Origin of the sequence: Lentzea flaviverrucosa (assembly GCF_003350445.1) — a bacterium.
Classification (GTDB): Bacteria; Actinomycetota; Actinomycetes; order Mycobacteriales; family Pseudonocardiaceae; genus Lentzea; species Lentzea californiensis.
The window spans coordinates 740756-764828 of record NZ_QQAU01000002.1 but is presented as its reverse complement, the minus strand read 5'-3'; the positions used below and the strand labels follow the sequence as shown (position 1 = coordinate 764828).

At 69.7% G+C, this 24073-nt stretch carries 27 protein-coding genes; 7 read left to right on the top strand and 20 right to left on the bottom strand.

Annotated features, from left to right (window positions below):
• Positions 1 to 155: 155 nt before the first annotated feature.
• Positions 156 to 1607: a serine/threonine-protein kinase gene (locus tag DFR72_RS09695; RefSeq protein ID WP_245982704.1), complete on the bottom strand. Its 1452-nt coding sequence runs from the start codon at positions 1605 to 1607 to the stop codon at positions 156 to 158.
• 189 nt (positions 1608 to 1796) lie between these two features.
• A complete protein-coding gene (locus tag DFR72_RS09690) occupies positions 1797 to 3242 on the bottom strand; it encodes a coiled-coil domain-containing protein (protein ID WP_090067469.1) in 1446 nt (481 codons plus the stop codon).
• Positions 3243 to 3744: 502 nt separating this feature from the next.
• Between DFR72_RS09690 and DFR72_RS09685 the strand changes: the two genes are divergently transcribed.
• Positions 3745 to 4839, top strand: a complete 1095-nt coding sequence (locus DFR72_RS09685; RefSeq protein ID WP_090067215.1) for an adenosine deaminase — start codon at positions 3745 to 3747, stop codon at positions 4837 to 4839.
• Here DFR72_RS09685 and DFR72_RS09680 read toward each other — a convergent pair.
• Positions 4829 to 5815, bottom strand: a complete 987-nt coding sequence (locus tag DFR72_RS09680; protein ID WP_090067216.1) for a dTDP-glucose 4,6-dehydratase — start codon at positions 5813 to 5815, stop codon at positions 4829 to 4831. The two genes, DFR72_RS09685 and DFR72_RS09680, sit on opposite strands and share 11 nt — an antisense overlap.
• A 2-nt stretch (positions 5816 to 5817) precedes the next feature.
• Entirely contained in the window at positions 5818 to 6561 is a 744-nt protein-coding gene (locus DFR72_RS09675; protein ID WP_090067217.1) for a GntR family transcriptional regulator, read from the bottom strand.
• An 88-nt stretch (positions 6562 to 6649) separates the two neighbouring features.
• Here DFR72_RS09675 and DFR72_RS09670 point away from each other — a divergent pair, with 88 nt between their 5' ends.
• Positions 6650 to 6979, top strand: a complete 330-nt coding sequence (locus tag DFR72_RS09670; protein ID WP_090067218.1) for a hypothetical protein — start codon at positions 6650 to 6652, stop codon at positions 6977 to 6979.
• 55 nt (positions 6980 to 7034) lie between these two features.
• On the opposite strand, the gene DFR72_RS09665 is transcribed toward DFR72_RS09670, so the two are convergent.
• Genes DFR72_RS09665 through DFR72_RS09650 form a run of 4 tightly spaced genes read right to left on the bottom strand, consistent with a single transcriptional unit; the run spans position 7035 to position 9687 of the window.
• The gene (locus DFR72_RS09665; RefSeq protein ID WP_090067219.1) at positions 7035 to 8249 is read right to left on the bottom strand and encodes a primosomal protein; all 1215 of its coding nucleotides are present in this window, start codon (positions 8247 to 8249) and stop codon (positions 7035 to 7037) included.
• 54 nt (positions 8250 to 8303) lie between these two features.
• Positions 8304 to 8750, bottom strand: coding sequence for a YbaB/EbfC family nucleoid-associated protein (locus DFR72_RS09660; RefSeq protein WP_090067220.1), 447 nt, complete (start codon positions 8748 to 8750; stop codon positions 8304 to 8306).
• On the bottom strand, positions 8738 to 9091 hold the full coding sequence (locus DFR72_RS09655) for a YbaB/EbfC family nucleoid-associated protein (RefSeq protein ID WP_245982703.1): 354 nt from the start codon (positions 9089 to 9091) through the stop codon (positions 8738 to 8740). Before DFR72_RS09655 ends, DFR72_RS09660 begins: the two co-directional genes overlap by 13 nt.
• A gap of 5 nt (positions 9092 to 9096) precedes the next feature.
• The gene (locus DFR72_RS09650; RefSeq protein ID WP_090067221.1) at positions 9097 to 9687 is read right to left on the bottom strand and encodes a TetR/AcrR family transcriptional regulator; all 591 of its coding nucleotides are present in this window, start codon (positions 9685 to 9687) and stop codon (positions 9097 to 9099) included.
• Positions 9688 to 9771: 84 nt separating this feature from the next.
• On the opposite strand from DFR72_RS09650, the gene DFR72_RS09645 reads away from it, so the two are divergent.
• Positions 9772 to 10194 carry a tautomerase family protein gene (locus tag DFR72_RS09645; protein ID WP_090067222.1) on the top strand — a complete coding sequence of 141 codons (423 nt, stop codon included), beginning with the start codon at positions 9772 to 9774 and terminating at the stop codon, positions 10192 to 10194.
• 7 nt (positions 10195 to 10201) lie between these two features.
• Here DFR72_RS09645 and DFR72_RS09640 read toward each other — a convergent pair whose 3' ends face one another.
• Positions 10202 to 11383, bottom strand: a complete 1182-nt coding sequence (locus tag DFR72_RS09640) for a C40 family peptidase (protein ID WP_090067223.1) — start codon at positions 11381 to 11383, stop codon at positions 10202 to 10204.
• Positions 11380 to 11706, bottom strand: a complete 327-nt coding sequence (locus DFR72_RS09635; protein ID WP_090067224.1) for a type VII secretion target — start codon at positions 11704 to 11706, stop codon at positions 11380 to 11382. The genes DFR72_RS09640 and DFR72_RS09635 overlap by 4 nt, the downstream gene beginning before the upstream one ends.
• A 92-nt stretch (positions 11707 to 11798) precedes the next feature.
• Here DFR72_RS09635 and DFR72_RS09630 point away from each other — a divergent pair, with 92 nt between their 5' ends.
• Positions 11799 to 12335 carry an SMI1/KNR4 family protein gene (locus DFR72_RS09630; RefSeq protein ID WP_090067225.1) on the top strand — a complete coding sequence of 179 codons (537 nt, stop codon included), beginning with the start codon at positions 11799 to 11801 and terminating at the stop codon, positions 12333 to 12335.
• Between the two features lie 225 nt (positions 12336 to 12560).
• Here DFR72_RS09630 and DFR72_RS09625 read toward each other — a convergent pair whose 3' ends face one another.
• From DFR72_RS09625 to DFR72_RS09615, 3 genes are all read right to left on the bottom strand, one after another.
• Entirely contained in the window at positions 12561 to 13082 is a 522-nt protein-coding gene (locus DFR72_RS09625; RefSeq protein ID WP_090067226.1) for a VanZ family protein, read from the bottom strand.
• Between the two features lie 77 nt (positions 13083 to 13159).
• Positions 13160 to 15337 carry an FtsX-like permease family protein gene (locus DFR72_RS09620; protein ID WP_090067227.1) on the bottom strand — a complete coding sequence of 726 codons (2178 nt, stop codon included), beginning with the start codon at positions 15335 to 15337 and terminating at the stop codon, positions 13160 to 13162.
• Complete coding sequence (locus DFR72_RS09615; RefSeq protein ID WP_090067228.1) at positions 15334 to 16020, bottom strand: ABC transporter ATP-binding protein; 687 nt, start codon at positions 16018 to 16020, stop codon at positions 15334 to 15336. The genes DFR72_RS09620 and DFR72_RS09615 overlap by 4 nt, the downstream gene beginning before the upstream one ends.
• Positions 16021 to 16129: 109 nt before the next feature.
• Here DFR72_RS09615 and DFR72_RS09610 point away from each other — a divergent pair, with 109 nt between their 5' ends.
• Positions 16130 to 17260: a sensor histidine kinase gene (locus DFR72_RS09610; protein ID WP_090067229.1), complete on the top strand. Its 1131-nt coding sequence runs from the start codon at positions 16130 to 16132 to the stop codon at positions 17258 to 17260.
• A 50-nt stretch (positions 17261 to 17310) separates the two neighbouring features.
• On the opposite strand, the gene DFR72_RS09605 is transcribed toward DFR72_RS09610, so the two are convergent.
• Positions 17311 to 18519 carry an RNA-guided endonuclease InsQ/TnpB family protein gene (locus tag DFR72_RS09605; RefSeq protein WP_090067230.1) on the bottom strand — a complete coding sequence of 403 codons (1209 nt, stop codon included), beginning with the start codon at positions 18517 to 18519 and terminating at the stop codon, positions 17311 to 17313.
• 98 nt (positions 18520 to 18617) lie between these two features.
• Here DFR72_RS09605 and DFR72_RS09600 point away from each other — a divergent pair, with 98 nt between their 5' ends.
• Positions 18618 to 19244, top strand: coding sequence for a response regulator transcription factor (locus DFR72_RS09600; RefSeq protein WP_090067231.1), 627 nt, complete (start codon positions 18618 to 18620; stop codon positions 19242 to 19244).
• On the top strand, positions 19241 to 19447 hold the full coding sequence (locus DFR72_RS09595) for a helix-hairpin-helix domain-containing protein (RefSeq protein WP_090067471.1): 207 nt from the start codon (positions 19241 to 19243) through the stop codon (positions 19445 to 19447). The genes DFR72_RS09600 and DFR72_RS09595 overlap by 4 nt, the downstream gene beginning before the upstream one ends.
• 4 nt (positions 19448 to 19451) lie before the next feature.
• Here the strand turns inward: DFR72_RS09595 and DFR72_RS09590 are convergent, their stop codons facing one another.
• From DFR72_RS09590 to DFR72_RS09570, 6 genes are all read right to left on the bottom strand, one after another.
• Entirely contained in the window at positions 19452 to 20315 is an 864-nt protein-coding gene (locus DFR72_RS09590; RefSeq protein WP_090067232.1) for an aldehyde dehydrogenase family protein, read from the bottom strand.
• Positions 20308 to 21735 (bottom strand): aldehyde dehydrogenase family protein, encoded by a 1428-nt coding sequence (locus tag DFR72_RS09585; protein ID WP_090067233.1) that lies wholly within the window; start codon positions 21733 to 21735, stop codon positions 20308 to 20310. Before DFR72_RS09585 ends, DFR72_RS09590 begins: the two co-directional genes overlap by 8 nt.
• 4 nt (positions 21736 to 21739) lie before the next feature.
• Positions 21740 to 22696 (bottom strand): deoxyribose-phosphate aldolase, encoded by a 957-nt coding sequence (gene deoC / locus DFR72_RS09580; protein WP_090067234.1) that lies wholly within the window; start codon positions 22694 to 22696, stop codon positions 21740 to 21742.
• Positions 22697 to 22957: 261 nt separating this feature from the next.
• Positions 22958 to 23116 carry a hypothetical protein gene (locus tag DFR72_RS45410; RefSeq protein WP_170176189.1) on the bottom strand — a complete coding sequence of 53 codons (159 nt, stop codon included), beginning with the start codon at positions 23114 to 23116 and terminating at the stop codon, positions 22958 to 22960.
• The gene (locus tag DFR72_RS09575; protein ID WP_245982702.1) at positions 23116 to 23757 is read right to left on the bottom strand and encodes a DUF1707 SHOCT-like domain-containing protein; all 642 of its coding nucleotides are present in this window, start codon (positions 23755 to 23757) and stop codon (positions 23116 to 23118) included. Before DFR72_RS09575 ends, DFR72_RS45410 begins: the two co-directional genes overlap by 1 nt.
• Positions 23758 to 23776: 19 nt before the next feature.
• Positions 23777 to 23974 carry a hypothetical protein gene (locus DFR72_RS09570; protein WP_090067236.1) on the bottom strand — a complete coding sequence of 66 codons (198 nt, stop codon included), beginning with the start codon at positions 23972 to 23974 and terminating at the stop codon, positions 23777 to 23779.
• Between the last annotated feature and the right edge of the window lie 99 nt (positions 23975 to 24073).

Here is a 24073-nt window from a genome sequence, read left to right as displayed (position 1 = left end):
GTATCGAAGTCTGATCCGCGATAGCCGGGCCCGAGGCGGCCCCTGGCGGCACGGGCGAACCGCCCACATACAACACCGGTATGCGGGCGGTTCGCCCGCACCACCAGGAACCACCTCGAGCGCGACTCACATCGAACCAGACTTCGATACAGGCCCTAGCCGACGAGCGAGCCCGCCAGGGGCGACCTGTCCTGCTTCCACAGCACGCACAGGACCTCCTGGCGGCCCGGCGCGGCGGCGTCGTTGTAGGCCTCCCACTCCTTCTGGGTCGGGACGAGCCCGGTGAAGCCGATGGGCTCCTTGACGTTCGGCTCGATGACCTTGAACTGCTCGGTGCAGTAGTTCTTGGTGAAGTCGGCGAGCCACTGCGTGCCGGGGTAGGCGATGTCCTTCGGCTTGTCCCACAACGGGGTCGCGGCCGAGAAGAGCTGGATGCCGTGCGGCCCGTCGCACGGCACGTCCGTCCGCACCGGCGACCCCTGTGTCAGGAAGTCCTTGGCGCACTGCGTGCCGGAGAGGTTCCACTCGGGCACGTCACCGCCGCGCCCGAAGGTGGCGATGCGCCGTGACGGCAGCGGCGCGCCCACCGGCAACGACGCTGCCTCGGTCCACTCGGTGGAACTCTCCGAGGGCTGGTTGGTGCCGGTGTTCTGGCCCGCGCTGGACTGCTCGGACTTGAAGGCCTGGTAGCCGGCGAACGCGGCACCCGCGAGCACCGCGACACCCACGGCCACGGCGGCGACCTTGACAGCCGTGCTCTTGCCCTTCTTGTTCTGCGGCAACGGAACCGGCGGGCCACCCTGCACGATCGCCGTCAGCATGTGACGCGCCTGGGGCGCCGTCAGCCGGCGGGCCAGGTCCACCGTGAGGAAACCGCGGATCACGTCGGCCAGCGCGGGCGAGGCCCGCCGCAGCACCGGCGGCTCGTTCATGACCGCGTGCAACGTAGACGCGGTGGACGTGCGTTCGAACGGGCTGACACCTTCGACCGCGTGCGCCATCGTGACGCCGAGTGCCCACAGGTCCGACGCCGGTGAGGCCTCCCAGCCGCTGAGCCGGTCCGGCGACATGTACGCGGGCGAGCCGACGATGCCGCCGTTGTGCGTGAGCCGCGGGTCGTCCATCGCCTGCGCGATGCCGAAGTCCGTGAGCTTCACGCCCCCGTCCGGACGCACCATGATGTTGCTGGGCTTCACGTCCCGGTGCACGATGCCGGCCTGGTGCGCGGCCTCCAGCGCACCGAGCACCTGCAACGCGACGCCCGCCATCCAGGTCGAGTCCCGCGGCCCGTGCTTCTGCACGATGCTGGCGAGGTCGAGCGCGTCGACCAGCTCCATCGCGAGGTAGGTGCGGTCGTGCTCGTGGACGATGTCGTAGACCGTGACCACGGCCGGATGGTTCAGCCGGCCGGCGGTCCGCGCCTCGCGGAGCATGCGCTCCTCCAGCACGGTGCGCTCCGCGGCTGCCATGCCCTGCGGCGGGTGCAGCTCCTTGAGCGCGACCGCGCGGCCGAGCACCTGGTCCTGGGCGCGCCACACGACACCCATCGCACCTCGGCCGAGCTCGACGAGCAGTGCGTAGCGGTTGGCGACGAGTCGCTGTTGCACGGACTTCCCTTCCGGACGCCCCTGGCAGCCCTTTGGTCACCCCCAGATGGCGGCGAGCATAACCACGGCCTGTGTGAGCGCTCTCGTCATGGTCACGTGTGTCGCCTCGCGCGGGTTCACCTCAACACGCGGAACGGCCCCGGAGCAGCAGCTCCGGGGCCGTTCGTCAGGACAGGTGGTTCGGGGCGGTCAGGCGCCTTCGGCGGCCAGGTCGTCGTCGTCCATGTCCTTGCCGCCGTTCGCCGGCTTGGGGCCGCCGTTCTTGCGGGTGCGGCGCTGCGGGCGCGGCAGGGCGGTGGGCGGCGGGGGAGGCGTGGGCGAGCCGCCGCCGAGGATGAGCTCGGCGAAGGTGGCCATGGCCTCGTCCAGCTGGCCGCCGATGCGCAGTTCCGACTCCTGGTTCGACTTGCGGACCAGGGACTGCAGCGCGTCGGCGTCCGGGCGGGCGCCGACGGTCTCGGCGACCTTGGACAGGCCCGCGTCGACGGAGCCGCCGAGCTCGGAGATGCGGGTGGCGAAGCCGTCCTCGACCTTGTCGAGGCGGTCCGTCATGGTGTCGAGCTTCGAGGTGACCTGCTCCAGGCGGCCGGCGAGGGCCTCCAGGCGGTCCGCCGAGTCGACCTGGTCGCGGGACTGCTCGATCGCCGCGTACAGGGCGGTGCGGGCCTCGTCGAGCTTGCCGTTGACGACCTCGCGGGTGTCGGCGACGGCCGTCGCGAGCTCGGTGCGGGTCTCGGCCAGCGAGCCGGCGAGCGAGTCGCGCGTCTCGGCCAGGGAACCGACGAGGGAGTCGCGGGTCTCCGCCACGACGCCGGCCAGTTCGCCGCGGGTCTCCGCCACGGCGCCGGACAGCTCGGTGCGGGTCTCGGTGAGCGACGCGGCCAGCTGGTTGTGGCGGTCGGTGACCGTGGACACCAGCTTCTCGCGGCTGTCGTTGATCGCTCCGGCCAGCTCCCCGCGGCTCTCGGCGATGGCGGTGGCCAGCTCGGTGCGGGCAGCGGCGAGGGCGTCACGCTGCTCGTCGGCGCGGCCGTGCACGCTCGAGAACGACTCGGCGAGGATCTTCTGCAGGGCCTCGCGGGTGCCGTCGAGGTGCTCGTGCACGCCCTCGTCCACCTCGTCGAGACGGCCGCGCAGCGCGGCCTCCAGCGCTTCGACGCGCTCGCGCAGCGGGTTGGTGACGGCGGCCGGGATCGCGTCGACCTTGCCGTCCTGCTTGTCCATGTGGCCGTCGAGGTCGTCGATGCGCTTGTGGATGCTGGAGAGCTTGTCCTCCAGGCCGTCCATGCGGCCAGCGACACCTTCGAAGCGGCCGGCGACGCCGTCGAGGCGGCCGTCCAGCTGGGCGAAGGGCTTGGCGAGCTTGTCCACCAGGGCGTCGACCGCGCGACCGATGTCGGCGACGGCGGTGTCCTGGGCCTCCAGCTTGGCGAGGGCCTCGTCCAGGCGCTCAGCGAGAACGCTGACCTCGGTGCGGTCCGGCAGCTCCGACAGGCGCTTGCGAACCGAACCCAGCGACTCCAGAGGCGACATCCGGGCGTGGATCTCGTCCAGCGCGTCGAAGATCTGCTGCTGCTCGCTCTCACGGATCTCCGCGGCGCGCGTGAGCATGTTGCGCATCCGATCGAAGGACATCGTGGAGTTGTTGTTCTCTGTCACGGCTGAGTGCCTTCGTCCAGGGGAGGGGGAGACCACGGGAGCCTATCCGCGTCACGGGACGTCGCTGTACCACCCCCGCCAGAAAAAGGCCGGGTACGGACGGGCAACTAACCCGATCAGGTTACCTGACTACTCTGAACGCCAAGTGATCGGCTGAAAGCGGGCAGTAGCCACCGATGATGTTCCTACCTTGGGGTGACTCAAGCCTCGCGTTGGTTGCAGAAAGTTGCTGATCACGGATCTGCAACGACGTTGACCCAGCAAATGATCATATCGAGCGCAAGATCATTTCGGCGATGTGTAAGCGGCGTGTCGTCATGTTGTACCCGGTGGTGAGGGCCGGTGGTGGGGCTCGGGCCGGATTCGCGGGCGGGCTGTCGCAGGTTCCCGTCCACTCGGGGTGAAGCCCCGATCGTCATGAGCGGGGTGCGCGAGCGAGCACCGGTTCGTGCTGCGGCGCCTGGAGTAACGTGTAGCAATGAGTACGCCGCTTACCTTGGAGACCATCCGCAGTGCGCCGAAGGTGCTGCTGCACGACCACCTCGACGGTGGCCTCCGCCCGCAGACGGTGATCGAACTCGCCGATGCCTCCGGCTACCAGGGCCTGCCCACCACAGACGCGGGCGTCCTCGGCAGCTGGTTCCGCGACAACGCCAACTCCGGCTCGCTCGTGCGCTACCTCGAAGGTTTCGCCCACACGTGCGGTGTCATGCAGGACGAGGCCTCTCTCGTCCGCGTCGCCGCCGAGGCCGTGGAGGACCTGGCCGCGGACGGCGTCGTGTACGCCGAGATCCGCTACGCCCCGGAGCTGAACACCGACAAGGGCCTCTCGCTGGAGCAGGTCGTCGAGGCCGTCCAGGAGGGCTTCCGCGTCGGCGAGCAGCGCGTCGCCGCGACCGGCCGCAAGATCCGCGTCGGCACCCTGCTGTGCGCCATGCGCCAGAACGAGGGCTGGCTGCGCATCGCCGAGCTCGCCGTCCGCTACCGCGACCTGGGCGTCGTCGGCTTCGACATCGCGGGCCCCGAGGCCGGGTTCCCTCCCACCAGGGGCCTCGACACGTTCGAGTACCTGCGCCAGCAGAACGCGCACTTCACGATCCACGCCGGTGAGGCGTTCGGCCTGCCGTCGATCTGGGAGGCGCTGCAGCACTGCGGCGCCGAACGGCTCGGCCACGGCGTGCGGATCGTGGACGACATCAAGGTCTCCGACAACGACGCTGCCGGCGCCGAGTTGGGACGGCTGGCCGCCTACGTCCGCGACCGCCGCATCCCGCTCGAGATGTGCCCGACCTCGAACCTGCAGACCGGTGCCGCGCCGACGCTCGCCGAGCACCCGATCGGCCTGCTCGCGAAGCTGCGGTTCCGCGTCACCGTCAACACCGACAACCGCCTGATGAGCGACTGCTCGCTCTCCAGCGAGTTCGCCGCGCTGGCCGAGACGTTCGGCTACGGCTGGGCGGACCTGCAGTGGTTCACGATCAACGCCATGAAGTCGGCGTTCATCGGGTTCGACGAGCGGCTGTCGATCATCAACGAGCTGGTCAAGCCGGGGTACGCCTCGCTCACCGGGTGAGCTGTCGCGGGGCCCAGGCGTTCTCGTCGATCGTGCTGAGCCCCAGCAGCGGCTCCCACCAGGCGCGGTTGGCCGCGTACCAGCGGATGGTGTCCCGGACGCCGGCCTCGAAGCCGATCTCCGGGCGCCATCCGAGCTCGCGGCCGATCCGCGAGGAGTCCAGCAGGTAGCGGCGGTCGTGGCCGGGCCGGTCGGCGACGACCGACTTCCGCGACGCCGGCAGCCCGAGCTCGTCCAGCACGAGATCGGCGATCTGGTCGACGCTCGCCTCGACGCCGGTGCCCACGTGGTAGGTCCGGCCGACGACGCCGTCCCGCAGCACGGCGTCGATCGCGCGGCAGTGGTCCAGCACGTGGATCCACTCGCGGCGGTTGTCGCTCGACGCGTAGACGGGCAGCTGCTCGCCGTTCAACGCGCGGGTCGTGAACAGCGGCAGGACGTTCTCGGGGAACTGGTTCGGGCCGTAGTTGTTGGCGCAGTTGGTGATCGTCACCGGCAGGTCGAACGTCTCGAAGTACGAGCGCACGGCGTGGTCAGCGCCGGCCTTCGACGCGTTGTAGGGCGTGCGCGGCCGGTACGGCGACTCCTCGTGGAACGCCTCGGTGGCGTCCAGCGCGAGATCCCCGTACACCTCGCACGTCGACACGTGGTGGAACCGCTGAACGCCCGCGCGACGGCACGACTCCAGCAACGCCTGCGTGCTCAGGACGTTCGTGCGGAAGAACCGGCCGGGGTCCAGCACCGCCAGGCTGTTGTGCGACTCGGCCGCGAAGTTCACCACGACGTCGACGCCCTCGACCTCGGCGGACGCGATGTCCGCGTGCACGAACGGCACGTCGGCGGGCAGGTTCGTGCGGGTGCCGCGGTAGGTCAGCGCGTCGAGCGCGACGACCTCGTCCGCGGGGTGTTCGCGCAGCCAGTAGCGGGTGAAGTGCGAGCCGATGAACCCGGCCGCACCGGTGACGAGCACGCGCATGGTCAGTCCTCCGAGGGAATCGCGGCGACGCCGGGAGGTTCCGCGCCGGGCCAGCCGCGGAACTCGACCTCCAGCTGGAACCGGTGGCCCAGGTAGTGGTGTTCGGACAGGGCGATCGGGTGCTCCGCGGTGTCCAGGGCGATGCGGCGCACGAGCAACACCGGCGTGGCGGCCGTGACGCCGAGGAGGGTTCCGAGGTCGCCCGCGGCGACGGCGGCGATGCTCTGCCGGACGACGGCGATCTGGTTCCCGTTGCGGCGCAACGTCTCCCACGTTCCAGGCGACTCGGCGTCGGCACGGCTGACCGGTGCGGCCAGCGCCAGGGGCACCCACTCCGTCACGACGTCCAGCGGCGTGTCCCCGGTGCGGCGCAACGAACGCACGCGCAGCATCTCGCCGGCGCCCAGCGTCGACGCGACACCTGCGGAAGCCTCGCGGTAGCCGTACTCGAGAACGGTCCGCACCAGCGAGACACCGGCTTCGGCGACGGCCGACTGCGCGTGCTGGAACGTGCCGAGCGCCAGGGGCTGCGCGAACGACACCACGTACCAGCCGGCGCCTTTCCGCGACGCCAGCAGGCCTTCGTCGCGCAGTTGCTCCAAAGCGCGGCGCACGGTCACGCGGCTGACCTCGTAACGGCGGCCGAGTTCGGCCTCGCTCTCGATCGACCCCGCCGGGCCGTAGTCGCCGAGCGTGATGCGTTCCCGCAGCTCGGTGGCGAGGCGCTGCGACCGCGAACCTGTCATAAACCTGTATCATACAGGCAGCGCAACCGGATGTCGTTCCGGTCGTGGATGACAGCTGATCGACAGCTATCGCTGGGAAAGTGGAGACATGCGCCCTGCACTGATCTCCGGCGGACTCGCCGTCCTCGCCTCGATGGCCCTCGTCCTGCCCGCCAACGCCTCTGGCGAGCACGCCGCGTTCTACACCGGCACCAACCTGACCGGCACCAAGTCCGCGGTCGACCTCACGAACCGGGAGTGCGTGAACATCGCGCCCCAGAAGTCCGCGACCAACATCTCGAACTCCGAGATCGAGGTCTTCTTCAACGCGGACTGCCAGAAGGGCCGGCCCGGCGAGTCCAGCGACCTCTACTACGTCCTCGGCAGCCTGCACTGGGGCAACTACCCGTTCGACGCGGTGAGCTACCGGGTCCGTTAGGCAGCAACAAAAAGAGGGCCACCCGAGCGGGTGGCCCTCTTTCGCGTCAACGGACTCAGTTGGTGTTGAGCCGGTCCTCGAACGTGGCCTGCAGCGTGCGGAACGCGGCCACCTCGGCGTCGTACGGCGCCGACGGCGCGAGGCGCGTCGGGTCCGGCGACACGACGAACGACACGAGCCAGCCCAGCGACTCGGACGAGGCGAGCGCGTCCTTCACGGACTCGTCGTCGGCCCACTCGGCCGCGTCCTCGAACAGTTCGACGGCGAGGTCGAGCTGCTGCGGGTCGAGGGCGTCGGGGCCCTCCTCCATGTCCTCGGCGATGCCGGTCAGCACGTAGACGTTGTCGTCGTCGACCTCGACGTCGAGCTCGCCCGCGGTGGCCTTGACCTTGATGTCGTTCCAGGTCTCGACCTCGGCCAGGTCGTGCTCGTCGTTCTCGGCGACGAAGCGGCTCAGGGCGCGCTGCGAGGTGAAGACCTCGATCTTGCCGCGGCGGCCCAGGAACACCGGGTCGTCGCCGAGGTAGCAGCGCAGCGTGTAGAACTCGCCCGCCGACGTGATGATCTTGATCGGGTCGACGCCGACCTCGGCCCAGAAGCCGGTGGGCTCGGCCTTGTCCTCGTCCTCGGACTCACCGGGGGAGTCGACGGCGGCAGCGGCCGTCGCGGCCTCCAGCGCGGCGAGCTCCTCCTGGGCGACCGCGAGCTCCTTCTCGGGGACCTCCGGCGTGTTCACCACGCTGTCGATCGCGTCGAGGACCTCGTCCCACTTCTCGGAGACGACCTCGGACAGCTCGCCCCACAGCTTGCCGCCGTCGCGGCCGCTGAACGGCAGCGTGCCCTGCGGCAGCAGCGAGAAGCCCTCGGCGCTGTCGAGCACCTCGTGGACCTTCTCCAGGTCGCAGACCTCCGCGAGGGCGCGCACGATCGCGATGACGTCGGCGAGCTCACCGATTGTCCAGGTGTCCGGGTCCTCCGCGACGAGCTCGGGGACGCCGACGAGGTCGAACTGGTGGTTGTCGTCCGGCGAGAGGTCCGCGACGCCCAGCGACGGCACGACCGGCCACGCGGGGTGGTCGGTCAGGTCGTGCTCCTCGGCGGTGCGCACGAACGCGGCGAGGTGCGCGGCGTCGGGGAAGACGAACAGGTCCTCCTCGTCGCCGAGGAACGCCTCCCACTCCTCGCCCTTCTCGCGCCAGCGGGGTGCCCACAGGGTGACGACGTCACCCTGCGTCAGCCCCAGCTCGATGGGGACGATGTCCTGCGCCATCCTGACCTCCCGGTCACGCCTGCCTGATGCCGTCGACGAGCCTAACGGTGCTGATCACCGGAGCCACGAGGGGTTCTCGAAGAACGCGTCTTCGTCCGGGTCCTCGACGCGCGGTGCCCTCTGCCTGCGCTCCGGTGGTGCCTGCTCAGCAGGGGCTTCGGGCGGCACGACGGGGTTCCAGGTCGATCGGAAGGGTGAGTCGCCGGCGATGGACTCGACGTCGATCGCCATCCCGTCACCCAGTGCCAGCGCCATCTTGTTGAAGCTGGCCTGCACGGCCGCGTTCGTCGCGAGCTGGACGGTCTCGGTGACGACCTGGCCGACCGCCTGCGCGCCCTGGCCCAGCAGCGCCGGGTGCAGGTGCAGGGCCTTGATCTCGCCCTTGGGTGTCGCCGTGACCATGCACAGCCCGTTCGGGTGCTCGGTCGTGGCGGTGAGGACGCCGAGATCGCGCTGGAGCTGCTCGGTGGCCCGCATGCGGTCCTCGTTCACCGCTGCCACCCGAAGTCGTCCTCGTCCTGGCCGCGTTCGACACCCAGCGCGGTGAGTTCGCGCGGGTCGACCACTCGGTCCAGCGTCTGGTGCAGGCGGGTGTTCGCGTTGCGCTGGGCCTTGTCGGCGATGCGCATGATCTCGGCGGCGAGCCCCTGCGGGCCCATCCGCAACGCCGCCGGGCTCACCGTGACCTGCCGGGGCGGACCGCCGGGCGTGGCGACGACCGTCACCGCGCCGTCCGGGGAGGACGCCCGTCCTGTGATGGGACCACTGCGCGTGACGTGCTCCGACACGGCCTGCTCGACATCGCGCACCTTCCGCGCGGCGCGCTGGACGTCGTCGTCCACTCCGATCACCCCCTGTTGTGGACAGTGTGCCGCATCTCAGGATCTTCGGTGGCGGCTTGTAGCAAGGCCGTGAGTTCGGCGGCGACGTCGTCGAGGGGGTCGATGGAGCGCTGGGCGCGGCACAACGCGACGGCGCCCTCCGCCGCGGAAACGCAGAGGTGGGCGAGGCTGCGCGCACGGCCTGAAGCCACGCCGTGCTCTTCGAGCGAGGCAGCGAGCTGACCGGACCACGCCCTGAACGCGTCCGCCGCGGCCACGAGCGCCTGCGGGCTGGCGTTCTCCTCGATGGACACCGCGAGCACGGGACAACCCGCCTGGAAACCGGACTCGGTGACGATCTGCCGCCACAGCGCGAAGAACGCCCTCAGGCCGTCGACCGGTCCTTTGCGGAGCTTGGCCGTGAGCACCTTCGAGACGGTGCCGGCCGCCCACTCGACCGCCTCGGTCGCGAGCTGCGTCTTGCCGCCGGGGAAGTAGTGGTACGTCGAGCCGAGCGGCGTGCCCGCGTGCTTGGCCACCTCGCGGATGCTCGTCGCGTTGAGGCCGCGGCGCCGGATCATGTCGGCCGCGCCGGTGACGATCTGTTCTCGGGACATCTGTCGGGCCTCTCTGGCTATAACGCTCGTCATAGGTTAGCGTCCGCCCGGGTTTATAACAGTCGTCATAGATCGGGGAACGCCATGCCGATGATCGAACTGACCGCGCCGGCCGGAGCGCTGACCGAGGCCGGGCGTGCGTCCGTGCAGCGCGACCTGGCCGCGTTGCTGCTCAAGTGGGAGGGCGCGCCGGACAACGAGTTCTTCCGCTCGGTCGCCTGGACCTACCTGCACGAACTGCCCGCGGGCGCGCAGACGACGGCCGAGGACGACGCGCCGCGGTTCCGGGTGGACGTCCGGGTGCCGGTGGGCGCGCTGTCCGACCGGCGCAAGGCCGGCCTCGTCGGGGAGGCGACGACGCTGGTGCTCGCCGCCGCCGGACTGGGCGAGGCCGACGCCATGCGGGTGTGGGTGCTGATCCACGAGCAGCCCGAGGGCACCTGGGGCGCCGGCGGGCAGATCGTGAAGTTCGCCGAGCTCAAGGCCCTGGCTCAGGGCACGAAGTAGCCCGGCATCACCCGGTGGGGCGGTAGAAGCCGTAGAACGACATGCCGCTGTTCGTCGTGCGGATCGGCTGCACCTGCACCGGGTCACCGGCCTCGACCATCTGGCCGTTGCCGATCACCATCGCCACGTGCCCGTCCCACACCACGAGGTCGCCGGGCAGCAGCTGGTCCGCCGGCACCGAGGCACCCATCGCCTGGGACGAGGCCGGGCGCGGGATGTCGAACCCGGCGCCGCCGTACGCCCACTGCGTGAGGCCGGAGCAGTCGGTGCCCTGGGGCGGGTTCGCGCCGCCCCACACGTACGGGGTGCCCAGGGCGGACAACGCGTTGCGCACGGCCTTGGCCGCGGTCTCGTTCGGCGCCTCGGCGCTGCTGCCGTCCGGCAGGTTCACGCCGACGCCTTCACCGGGCTGCGGCGGGATCGCGACGGGCAGGCGCGGGCCGGAGCCGCCGCCACCTCCACCGCCGCCCGATCCTCCGCCGCCACCGCCGCCCGAACCGCCGCCACCGCCACCGCTGCCACCGCCGGAGCCGTTGCCGGAGTTCGAGCTGGGAGCGGACTCCTGCTTCTTGGTGTCGGAGGCTCCGGCCGTCGAGGTGGTGCCCTCGTCGCCGCCGAGCGGGTCGCCGAGCTTCGCCAGCGCGCCCGCGTCCGGCTTCTGCAGGGCGTTGAGCTGCCCGACGAGCTGTGTGAGCTGGTCGCGCACCTTCTGCAGTTCGGCGGCGGTCTTGCCCTGGTAACCGGAGGCCATCCCGGCGAGGTCGGCGACGGCCGCCAGCACGACGCCCGGCCCGGCCACGAGCGACAGGGCGAGCGCGGCGGCGAGCTTCGGGGTCGCCTTGGACGTGAACTCGTCGATGAGGCCCTGGATCGCGGTGCGCCCGCCGGTCACCGCGGTCACGCCGGTCGACGCCGCGGTCTTGAGCGCGGAAGCGTTGGAGGACAACAGGTTCGTGGCCGAGGCGAAGGTGGAGACGCGGGCGGTGAAGGCGTTCGCCCTGTCACCGGACCACGTGTTCAGCACCGCGGTCGAGGCCGAGGCGTGCCGCGTGCCGAGGTCGGCCATCGCGGTCTGGGCGCGACCGAAGGCGTCACCCGCACGAGTCGCGCCGCCGGTGTCACCGTCGAGCTTCGCGAGGTCTTCCTTCATGGGCGCGATGAACTGGCTCAGCAGCCCTTCGACGCTCATGCCCGCGCCGCCTTGGTGAGCGCCGCCTTGGTCGCGTCTTCCTGCGCGACGTAGGCGTCGCGTGCCTTCGAGACCGCCGTGCCGAGGCCCGCGAGGCCGGTCGACGCCGCCTTCAGCGCGTCGAGCTGTGCCTGCGCGGCCGCCTGGAACGCGGCGTTGAGGCCGACCTCGTTGCCCAGCTTGCCGAAGCAGTCGCCCGGCAGGCTGGTGGTGCCGTTCAACGTGCCCGTGCCGACCGTGCCGACCTCGCTCGCCAGACCGCTCACGGCCGACGCGTATCCGGTCAAGGCGTCGAAGTCGACCTTGAGGCCTTGTTCCGCCATCTGAAAGCTCTTCCCCCAGTAGTGAACCGTTCGCCTTGATCCTGCCCCGATGGGCGGTACCTCGCCCGTCGTTCCGCCAAGATCATGGAACGGTGGGTGTGATCGAGCACTGGAACCGGATCCTGGCATGGCTGGCGGAGCACGCTCCGGCCACCCGCGCCGTGTTGCGTCCGAGGTATGACGCGCTACCGGATCTTCGGGTTCCGATCGATCTGCAGCTGTGGTGGAGCGTCTACGGCGGCACCGAGGAAGGCCTCTTCGCCGAGATCCTGCCGCCCTTCTACACGCCGCTGGGCGCCGACCGCGCGTTCGTGCTCAGGGAGACCCACGTGAGCAAGCCCGTGGACGCCTCCGAGGCGGGCGCGCCGACCAGCGGGTTCCACCCCGAGTGGCTCCCCATCGCGTTCGACGGCACCGGCGACGTGCTCGCGGTGGACCTGCGCCCCGGCGTGCTGCGCGGCTGCGTGGTCGAGTGGGACCAGGAGCGCAACGAGATGGTCAAGCCGGAGTGGACGTCGATCCTCGAGATGTTCGACCAGGTCGCTACGGCCCTGGAGACGCGAGGCGCGGTCGGGCACTGCCTGCCGGAGGTCAACACGGCGGGCGAGCTGGGCTGGCGAACCACGTGAGGCCCTGTCCTGCAGGAGGCGGCTCCGCCTAGTCGAGGTGAGCGCCATCCGCCACCGCCCCGCGGTAAGGGCCCGGCGGCGCGCGTCACCTCACGCCGCCGGGTGAACGTGGGGTCAGACGAGACCTGTGACGCCGAGCAGAGCGGCCGTGACGGCGATCGTTCGCTTGGCTCTCATACTGCCCAGCATCCACACGGCCCTTGCAGGTTTTCTGGAATCCGCAGGTCAACGTGCGCTGACGAGCTCCCGCTGCGGCACCGCGGCCGTCTTCACGCGGGCATACACCTTCACTGCGGTCAGCGCGCCGAGCCAGCCGAGTGCGGTGCCGGTGGTGTTGGTGATCAGGTCGTCGACGTCGAAGATCCGGTTCGCCCACAGCAGCTGCGAGCCCTCGATCAGCAGCGACACGCCGTAGCCGATCAGCGCGGCTTGACCGATGGAGCGCTTGCCCCAGAACAGCAGCATCGCGCCGAGCGGCACGAACAGCAGCACGTTCAGCGTCATCTGGTCGAACGCGATCTGCCCGTCGCGGAACGTGTCGGCGATCCACTGGAACGGGACCAGCTGCACGGACTGGCGCGGTGCGACGGTCTGCATCGGCAGGAACGTCGCCGCGAACAGCATGCTCGCGTAGACGGTGATGGTGGCGCTGCGGAAGGTCAGCTGACGGAACAACAGCTGCGGGAGCAGGAAGACGACGGACAGGAAAACGCCCCATTGGATGCTCGCGAGCTGTGCATTCGTCATGAATCAAAGGTATGAAAAAGGCCCTCGGCGCACATCGCGCTGAGGGCCGGTTCCACTCTCGTACTTCCGGCCGAGTGCTACTCCGCCGCGTAATCCCTCGGGCTGATGCCTCGTAGTACCGGACCGCACGCCAGCGCCGCTACCAGCGCGACCGCGACGCCGACGCCCACCGGGGCGATGACCCACGGCGTGATCGGCATTTCTCCGTGCCCCACCAGTCCGCGTGCCAGGGTGAGCAATCCGAGGCCTACGACAATTCCCGCACCACACGCCGCGATCGTGACGGCGAACACCGGCAACATCACTTCTCGGCGCAATGCGTGAGCCAGGACACGAATTGGTGTGCCTGCCGCGATCAACGCACCGAAAGTGCGCCTGCGGTCGATCACCGACCCGGCCGCGGACACCGCCGCGCCGATGCCGCCGAGCACCGCCGCGATGGAGAGCCCGATGATCGTGGCCCGCTGCAGATCCGCCATCAGCGTGTCGCCGAAGAGACCCCGCTGCTCGCCGTCCACCAGCCGCACGCCCGGCAGCGTGCCGATCAGCGCGGTGTGCACGGCGTCGCGGTTCTCCGGCGTCGTCGGCACGCCGACCATCGACACCTCGCCCGTGAGCGACGGCAGCAGTCCGCGGTCGATGACCGCACTCACCCTGCCACTGCCCTCGAACGGCCGCGTCTCGTAGCTCGCCGGCAGCCGCGCGGTCACCGGGTCCTTGCTGCCGCTCGACTCGAACTCGTTGCCCTGCAACGGTCCTGGCGCGTAGACGGCGGGTCCTGGCCGGCACTGGAGACCGGTCAGCACCTTCGCGATGTCGGCGCACTCACCGACGACGACGTACGGGCCGCTGCCGCCACTGTTGATCGTGCCGTCGAGCATCGTGACGATCGGCCCTGAGAGCGCCAGGCGCAACGGCGTGACGTCGTGCGTCACCTGCTCCGCCACGATCGCGTTCTCCAGCCACGTCGAGTCGCGGTACGGGACCTGGCTCTCCAGCCCCGGCAGCATCGTGAGTGCCATCGAGCCGGTGAACACGGCGATCACCACGCCCGCCGAGCCGCGGAACGCCGCCACCGGGTCACCGGCGAGCCTGCGTCCGGCCAGCAACGTCGACGGCCTGCGCCACCGCCCGACGAAGAACCGGCCGACCCACGCGGTCAGCACGGGCCCCGCCAGCACGAGCGCGAGCGCCACCGCACCCAGACCGAGGAGCACGACGGTGAACTGGCCGTCGCCGCCGGCCTGCTGCGCGTACATGACGCCGAGGAAGAACACGCCCAGCGCGCCGGCGATCGTCAGCAGCCGCCACGACCTGACCCCGCGCTTCGCCTCCGCCGCGAGCGGCTGGTTCACCACGCGCCGCAGCCCCGTGATCGCGGCCCCGATGACGAGCAACGGCGCGAGCACGGCCACCGCCGCCACGACCGCGGGCTCCGGCACGAAGTCGCCGGGGTACCACGTGCCGCCTTCCCACGGGACCTTCGCGGTGAGGTGGCTGAACGGCCGTGCCAGCACCACGCCCAGCACGCTGCCGACGACCGCGCCGATCGCGGTCTCGACGGCGGTCATCACGACGACCTGCCGCGGACTGGCGCCGGCGAGCCTGAGCGCGGCGAGGCGCCGTTCCCGTTTCGCCGCGGTCAGCCTGGCGGCCGAGGCGACCAGCACCAGGCATGGCACGACCAGCACCACGAGCCCGACGCGCGTGAGCAGGTAGAGCATGCCGTGGTAGTCGTCGCGGTAGGAGCCGGCGCCACCGCGCAGGTCCGCTGCGGGCCAGCCGTTCTCGACCTTCTCGTGGCCGACGATCGCGACCAGTTCGCCGGGGAACTTGAGCGCTTCCGGCCCCAGTTCGGCGATCTGCCTGCCGGGGAAGCGGTTGCCCAGCTTCTCCGGCGGGGTGGTGCGCACGAGGTCGGCGAGGGCGGGCGACAGCAGCACCTCGCCCGCTTCCGGGAACCTGGCGATGCCCGCCGCGACCGGCACGGCGCCCTGTTCGGTGCGGGCGACGTCGAACCGTTCGATGAGCTTGCCGTCGTAGGAATCCTGGCTCGCGGCAACGGAAATGGTGCCCTTGTCACCCTGGCTGGCTCCGTCGCGCCACGCCGTGCGGTCGGCGCGCGCCTGCAGGCCGTTCGGTGCGGCGAGGAGCCACAGCACCAGCGACACCGCGATCATCACGCCGAGCGCGACCAGCACGGTCGCGACCTGGCTGCGGCGGTCCCTGCGCAGCACCGCGAGAGCGATCCTCACGCGGACACCCCCGTGTTGATCCTCTGGGCGATGCGCCCGTCCTGGATCTCGACGACGCGCAGCGCCCTGTCCGCGATCGCCTTGTCGTGCGTGACGATGACGACGGCCGCGCCGGTCTCCTCCGCGGCCTGCAGGAGCGCGGTCATCATCTCCTGGCCGGTGCGCGTGTCGAGGGCGCCGGTCGGCTCGTCCGCGAAGATCACCCGCGGCTTGTGGGCGAGGGCCCGTGCGATCGCGACGCGCTGCGCCTGCCCACCCGAGAGCTGGCTCGGCAGCCGCTTCTCCAAGCCCTGCAAGCCGAGCCGCGAGAGCCACAGCCTGGCCGCGCCGAGCGACTCCTCCCGCGACCCGCCGGCGAGCAGCATCGGCAGCGCCGCGTTCTCCTCGGCGGTCAGTTCGGCCACCAGCATCCCCGACTGGAAGACGAACCCGAACGCCGTGCGCCGCAACGCGCTGCGGCCCGTCTCGTTCAGTTCGCCGATCGCACGCCCGTCGAGGAACACGTCGCCGCCGTCGGCGCGCAGGATGCCGGACAGCACGTGCAGCAGCGTCGTCTTGCCGGACCCGGACGGACCGACGACCGCCAGCACGTCCCCGGCCTTGATGTCGATGTCCACCCCGGCGAGCGCGTGCACGTCGCCGTAGGTCTTGACCAGGCCCCGAGCGGCCAGAACCGAATTCATGTTCCTCAAGGTGCCGTGCGGCGAGCCGTAAAACCTCAGCCTTGACGACACACCGGATCAGCCGGATGACCGAGGCCGGAGAGGTCTGGTGGTCCTACCGTTGTCTCCCGTGGACAGTCACCGGGGCCAATGGCCGATCGCCGCCGTTCTCGCCTTGCTGATGGTGGGCGAGCTTCTGATCATGGGCGAGCCCGGCAGCGCCGGGGCGCTGGTGTGGCTGCTGACGGTGCCGGTGTGCATCGCGGCCGTGACGTCGTTCAAGTCGAGGGCCTTCACCATCCCGGTGGCGGTCCTGTCGATCTTCATCTCGTCGTTCGTCATCGCGTACTTCCACGTGAACGTGCCGACTATCCTCAGCCCCCTGACCATCGCCGAGACCGCCGCGTGCCTGGTCATCACGGCCGTCGTCGTGCGGGAGGAACCCCGCCGCGCCGCCACGTGGTCGGTCGGCTCGCTGGTCGCCGTGAGCTTCTTCGCCGCCATCGTCCGCGACAACTGGCTGTCGGGCAGCAACTACAACGAGATGCTCGGCTCGCTCGTCCTGGGCTTCACGGCCGTCGGCACCGGCCTGTACTTCCGCGCCCGCGACACGGAGAGCGGCCGCCTCATCGCCGCCGCCGTCACCGACGCGCAGAAGGAAGAACGCATCGCCCTGGCCCGCGAGCTCCACGACGTCGTCGCCCACCACGTGACGGGCATGCTCGTGCAGGCCCAGGCCGCGCTGGAGGTCTCCGACGACGACCCGCACGCCGCCCACCGGCTGCTGCCCGGCATCGTCCGTTCGGGCACCGAGGCACTGGGGGCGATGCGCCGCCTCGTCGGCACGCTGCGCCAGGGCGAGAACGAGGCGGCCACCACCGACCTCGCCGCCGACGTCATCGCGGCCGTCGAACGCACCCGCGAGCTCGGCTTCGAGACCCGCCTGCGCATCGACCTGCCCGACGTGGTGGCCCCCGAGCTCGGCCGCTCGGTGTTGCGCCTGGTCCAGGAGTCGCTCACCAACGTGCACAAACACGCCGTCTCGCCCACCATGATCGACGTGGAGATCTCGCGGACGTCCGCCGGGGCGTTGCGCGTGATCGTGGCCGACGACGGTCAGCTGCACGAGCTGAACCAGGGTGGCTACGGTCTCGTGGGCATGCGTGAGAGGGTCGACCTGCTCGGCGGCCTGTTCTCGGCGGGCCCGCGTGAGAACGGCTGGCAGGTGCTCGCCGAGCTACCCCTGGAAGGGAACAATTGACTTTCCCCGGCTTGAACGACGGGGCCCCATCCACCTTGTGGTGGATTGCGCTACGCGCTGTGCCTCGCGGCACGGGTTTCCTGTTTCACAGCCGACAGCGGAAGGGCAAGCCCTTGCCGTCTGACATCAGCTCCGCAGGCATCGCCCGAGACTTCCCGGGCTACGGCTCGACCAGCCGCAAGGATGTTCTTCGCCGCGTTGAGGTCCCGGTCGTGCCGGGTGCGGCAGTTCGGACACGTCCAGTGCCGGGTGGAAAGCGTGGGTTCGACGAGCACATGTCCACATGCAGAGCACTTCTTGCTGGATGGGAACCAACGGTCGATCACGATCAACGTGCGGCCCGCTCGCTCACACTTGTACTCCAGTTGTCGCCGGAGTTCGCCCCAGCCCGCGTTGGAGATGGCGCGGGCGAGGTTTCGGTTGCGGATCATGCCCGCAACGTGAAGATCTTCGATTGCGATCGTGTCAGCTGCGCGCACCAGTTGCGCAGTGGTGCGGTGCAGGAAGTCTCGCCGTGCGTTGCAGACTTTTCGATGGGCAGCGGCGACTTTGACCTTCGCTTTGAGGCGGTTGCGGCTACCGCGCAGGCAACGCGCCATTCGGCGTTGGTAGCGGGCGAGGTTCCTGGTTTTGATCTCGAGTTGTTGCGGGGTGGCCTTCCGCTCGCCGTCGCTGGTCACGAGCAGATTCGTCAAGCCGAGGTCGACCCCGATGACGTGACCTGTCGGTCCGGCGGGCGCGGGTGCGCCGATGTCCACGGCAAAGGTGACGTACCAGCGGCCGTCCTGTTCGCGAGAGACCACGACCATCGTCGGGGCCAGGACTGTCAAGTCCACGTGGTTGAACGACCAAGCGAACCGGAGTGGGAATCTGGTCTTGGCCAGGGTGAGCGCGCCATTGCGCATGCGGAACGCCGAACGGGTGTAGTGCGCGCTTTGACGGCCGTGGCGGGACTTGAACCTGGGGCGGCGCGCGCGTCCGGCGAAGAAATTCTGAAATGCGGTGTGCTGGTGGCGCAGCGTCTGCTGCAACGGCACACAGGACACCTCCGACAGGAAAGCAAGTTCCTCGGTTCGTTTCCACGAGGTCAGGGCAGCGTCGGTTTCCCTGTACGACGTGGGTACACCTTCAGCGCGGTAACGCGCGGTTCGCTCGTCCAGGGACTTGTTCCACACCAGGCGTGCGCATCCGAACATGCGATTGAACACCGCAGCCTGTTCCGGAGTCGGGTAAGCCCGACATTTGTACGCTGTCCGCACGAAACACAACGTACCGGAAACCACATGACCGTTACGAAGCCGGTCGAGTCGCCTGCGTGTGGGGGAATGCGGATTCCTCCCCTTTTGAAGGGAAAGAAGTGATCTCGGTTCTCATCGCCGACGACCAGGAGATGGTCCGCGTCGGGTTTCGGATGATCCTGGAGAAGCAGCCGGACATCACCGTCGTCGCGGACGTCCCCGACGGGATCGCGGCGGTCACCGCCGCCCGCGAGCACAACCCCGACGTGGCGTTGCTGGACATCCGCATGCCGGGGCTGGACGGGCTCGAGGTGACCAAGAAGCTGTCGCCGACCACGAAGGTCGTCGTGGTGACGACGTTCGACCTGGACGAGTACGTCCACACGGCGCTGGAGAACGGGGCGTCCGGGTTCCTGACCAAGGACGCCGGTCCGGCGCTGCTGGTGGAGGCCGTTCGCGCTGCCGCCGCCGGGAACGCGTTGATCTCGCCCCAGGTCACCGTGCGGATGCTGGAGCACTTCGCCCGGCCTGCCCAGCGGCCTGATCTGTCGTTGCTGACGGCTCGCGAGCAGGACGTGGTGCGGGAGGTGGCACGAGGGCTCAGCAACCAGGAGATCGCGTCCGCGCTGTTCCTGTCGTTGTCCACGGTGAAGACCCACCTGGCTTCCGTGCAGACCAAGCTGAACGTGCGCAACCGCGTCGGGATCGCCTCGTGGGCGTGGCGGGCGGGGCTGGTGAACTCGTGAGCGAGCAGCCGGGATCCGAGTTCCCGCGCGCCATCGGCAAGGTCGCCAACCGGGAACTGGTCGCGAACGGCTACACGACGTACGAGTCGCTGACGAAGGTGTCGGCGAAGACGCTGCTGCAGATCCACGGCGTCGGGCCGAAGGCCGTCAGGATCCTGGGGGAGGAGCTGGCGGCGCAGGACAAGGCCTACGCCGCCGAGTGAGGGTCTAGACGCCCATCGGGTGCCAGACCGTCTTCGTCTCCAGGAACGCGCGCAGGCGGGACATGTCCGGCGTGACCGCGAAGTCCTCGCTGGGCTTGTTGCGCAGCACGCGCTTCACGGTGCCCGCCGCCGCCCGCTCCAGGTCCGCGCGGATCGACTCCGGCGCACCGGTCAGGTCCAGCGCGTTCACGTCGCCGTGCGAGGCGAGCCACGGGGCGATCTCCGCCGTGCGGCCGGTGATGATGTTGACAACGCCACCGGGCACGTCACTCGTGGCCAGCACCTCGGACAGCGTGATGGCGGGGAGCGGGCGGTCCTGCGAGGTGATGACCACGCAGGTGTTGCCCGACGCGATCACCGGTGCGATCACCGAGATCAGGCCCAGCAACGACGACTGCTGCGGCGCCAGCACCGCGACCACGCCCGTCGGTTCCGGGGTGGAGAACGAGAAGTACGGGCCCGCCACCGGGTTCGAGGAACCCAGCACGGCCGCGATCTTGTCGGTCCAGCCCGCGTACCAGACCCAGCGGTCGATGGCGGTGTCCACGAGGGACTGCGCCTTCTTCGCCGCGACGCCCTCCGAGGTGGCGACCTCCGCGATGAACTGCTCGCGGCGGCCTTCGAGGACCTCGGCCACGCGGTACAGGACCTGGCCCCGGTTGTAGGCCGTGGTGCCGGACCAGCCCGCGAAGGCCTTGCGGGCGGCGGAGACCGCGTCGCGCGCGTCCTTGCGGGAGCCGTGGGCGGCGTTCGCGAGGAACGTGCCCTTCGCGTCCGTCACCGGGTAGCTGCGGCCCGACTCGGAGCGCGGGAACTTGCCGCCGATGTAGAGCTTGTAGGTCTTCGCGACCGTGATGCGATCAGACATCGAGGTAGGCCTCCAGACCGGTGCGGCCGCCCTCACGGCCGAAGCCCGACTCCTGGTAACCGCCGAACGGGGCGGTCGGGTCGAAGCGGTTGAACGTGTTGGACCAGACGACGCCGGCGCGCATGCGTTGTGCCATCCAGAGAATGCGCGAGCCCTTCTCGGTCCAGACACCGGCGGACAGGCCGTACGGCGTGTTGTTCGCCTTGGCCACGGCCTCTTCCGGCGTGCGGAAGGTCAGGACGGACAGGACCGGGCCGAAGATCTCCTCGCGGGCGATGCGCATCGCCTGCGACACCCCGGAGAAGACGGTCGGGGCGAAGAAGAAACCCTTGTCCGGCAACGGGCACTCCGACGTCCAGCGGGTCGCGCCCTCGGCCTCGCCCGACTCGGTCAGCTCCTTGATCTTGATGAGCTGCTCGCGGGAGTTGATCGCGCCGACGTCGGTGTTCTTGTCCAGCGGGTCGCCGACCCTGAGCGTGCTGACGCGCGCGTGCAGCTTCTCGACCAGCTCGTCGGCGATGGACTCCTGCACGAGGAGGCGGGACCCGGCGCAGCAGACGTGGCCCTGGTTGAAGAAGATGCCGTTGACGATGCCCTCGACGGCCTGGTCGAGCGGGGCGTCGTCGAACACGATGTTCGCGGCCTTGCCGCCCAGTTCCAGCGTGAGCTTCTTCGACGTGCCCGCGAGCTGCCCCTGGATGATCTTGCCGATGTCGGTCGAGCCGGTGAAGGCGACCTTGTCGACGTCTTCATGGCCCACGAGCGCGGCACCGACGTCACCGGCACCAGGGATGATGTTGACGACGCCCGGCGGCAGGTCGCACTGCTGGATGATGTCCGCGAGCACCAGCGCCGTGAGCGGGGTGGTCTCGGCGGGCTTGAGCACGACGGTGTTGCCGCACGCCAGCGCCGGCGCGATCTTCCACGCCGCCATCAGCAGCGGGAAGTTCCACGGGATCACCTGGCCCGCGACGCCCAGCGGCTTCGGGTCCGGCCCGTAGCCCGCGTAGCCGAGCTTGTCCGCCCAGCCCGCGTGGTAGAAGAAGTGCGAGGCCGCCGTCGGGACGTCGACGTCGCGCGACTCCTTGATCGGCTTGCCGTTGTCGAGCGACTCCAGCACCGCGAGCTCACGGCCGCGTTCCTGGATCTGCCGCGCGATCCGGTAGATGTACTTGGCCCGCTCGGATCCGGGCATCTTCGACCACACGCGGTCGTAGGCCCTGCGCGCGGCCTTGACCGCGGTGTCCACATCGGACTCGCTCGCCGTCGAGACCTCCGCGAGCACCTCCTCGGTGGCGGGGTTGATGGTCTTGAGCGGCTCGCCGGTGCCCTCGACGAACTTGCCGTCGACGAACATCTTGTACGAGGGCTTGAGGTTCGCGATGTCCCGCGACTCGGGCGCGGGGGCGTATTCCCACATGTCTTCAGTCCACCGTCACGTAGTCCGGGCCGCTGTAGTGGCCGTCCAACTGGGTCCGACGCTGCATGAGCAGGTCGTTGAGCAACGTCGACGCGCCGAACCGGAACAGGTGCGGGTCGAGCCACTCCGGACCGGCCACCTCGTGCACGGCCACCAGGTACTTGATCGCGTCCTTGGTCGTCCGGATGCCACCGGCGGGCTTCACCCCGCGCAGCTCACCCGTCTGGTCCTTCCAGTCCCGCACGGCCTGCAGCATCACGTGCGTCACCGGCAGCGTCGCGGCGGGCTGCACCTTGCCGGTCGACGTCTTGATGAAGTCGCCACCGGCCAGCAGCGCGAGCCACGACGCGCGGCGCACGTTGTCGTACGTCACGAGCTCGCCGGTCTCGAGGATGACCTTGAGGTGCGCGTCGCCGCAGGCTTCCTTGATCTTGACGATCTCCTCGAACACCTGCCCGTACCGGCCGCTGAGGAAAGCGCCGCGGTCGATCACCATGTCGACCTCGGCCGCGCCCTGCTCGACGGCGAACCGGGTGTCGGCCAGCTTGATGTCCATCGTGCTGCGGCCACTGGGGAACGCGGTCGCGACACTGGCGACGTTGATGCCCGTGCCCACCAGGTCGTCGGCCGCCGTCTTCACCATGTCCGGGTACACGCAGACGGCCGCGACCTTCGGCACGTCGGGCCGGTCGGGGTCGGGCCTGCGGGCCTTCGCGGCGAGCGAGCGCACCTTGCCGTGCGTGTCCGCGCCTTCGAGCGTGGTGAGGTCGACCATGCTGATCGCCAGGTCGATGGCGTGCAGCTTGGAGGCCTTCTTGATGCTCCGCGTGCCGAGGCCCGCGGCTCGTTGCTCGACGCCGACCTGGTCGACGCCGGGGAGCCCGTGCAGGAAACGCCGCAGCGACGATTCGTCGCGCACGGCGTCAGCCAGGGCCGACGGCAGTGTCGTTGGAGCAGCCATGTCCTGGAGTCTAAGCGGAATGGGACGCCCGTCCTAAGTGACGAGGTTCGCCCAGGTCAGGCTGTGATGGAGGCCGCTCTGACGGTCTGTTCGCCACCCCGCCGACGAGGGCAATCACGCCCCCGGCGCCTCGCCGCCGACGAGAACGATCGCACTTCGGTGACCCAGTTCCTCGTAGCGCTCAGTGAACGAGTTGCGGGGGCGCCGTGAAGGCGCCCCGGCGCTCGCTTGGGCAACACCCTGCCTGTACTGCCTACTCGTTCAAAACACAGTGCGGTCGACGTCACGCCGATACCGGAAGTCCAGGTCCTCGTACGTGATCAGCACGGTCCACCGGTGGGTGGCGCGTTCCCCGTCGATCTTGAACGTGATCGAGGCGCCCGCGAACCCCGCGAGCTCGAGGAGGTCGGCGACCTTCATCACTCGAGCAGCTCGCGCAGGATGCCCTTCTTCTTTTTCTTGGGCCCCTTCACCTCGACGGCGCCCATGATCGCCAGTCCGGTGATCCGCACGGTCGGCGCGCCGGGGATGTGGCGGCGGCTCGGCAGCTGCTCCTCGAACGCGCCCATGAACCCGAACCCGTCGACCTTGACGTTGATGTCGTCGGGCACCCGGATCTCCACGCCGCCCCAGAACGCGAAGCAGCTGATCGTCACCTCGGCCTCGGCGAAGTTCGCGTGGGTCAGGTCGATCTCGATGCCGCCCATGATCGCGACGGCGTTGTGCATGCGCGGGACGACCCAGCCGCCCTTGCGGTTGACGCCCGACCAGAACGCCACCGACACCGCGCTGCCCGGCTCGCCGCCGATGCGGTTGCTCACGGGCTGGTACTGCGGCACGGCGGGGGTCTGCGGCAGGCCGCTCATCACCAGATCGGCGGTGATGGGGACGAGTTCGCCGTACGTCTTCGCGGCGTAGACGGCCACGAGCCGCTCGTCCAGCTCGTGGATGTCCAGGCGGCCCTCCGCGGTCGCCTGGTGCAGCACCTGCGCGATCCGTTCCCGGTCCGCGTCCGAGGCACGCATATGGCTCTGGTCAGCGGGTACCAGCTCGTCGCTCACCCGATCGAGTCTAAAGCTCTCACTTGCGGTTCGGTGCGAACTTCACAGTGATCGCGAACGCCACCACCAAGAGCGCGGCGAGCGCCGTCGCGATGGCCGGGTTGAAGCCCCACATCAGTGGCAGCACACCGATCAACACGGCGAGTGATCCCGAAACACCCAGGATGACCAGCGGGGATTCACACCACTGCTGGACGGGCCGCTGTTCGATCGTCACCGTTCGTACCTCCGCGTCTCAACTGGCTATAGAGACTTTTCGGAGTCACCCGGCTGGTTCTGTACTCCCGGATCGGGTTGTGCTGCCCCCTGATCAGGT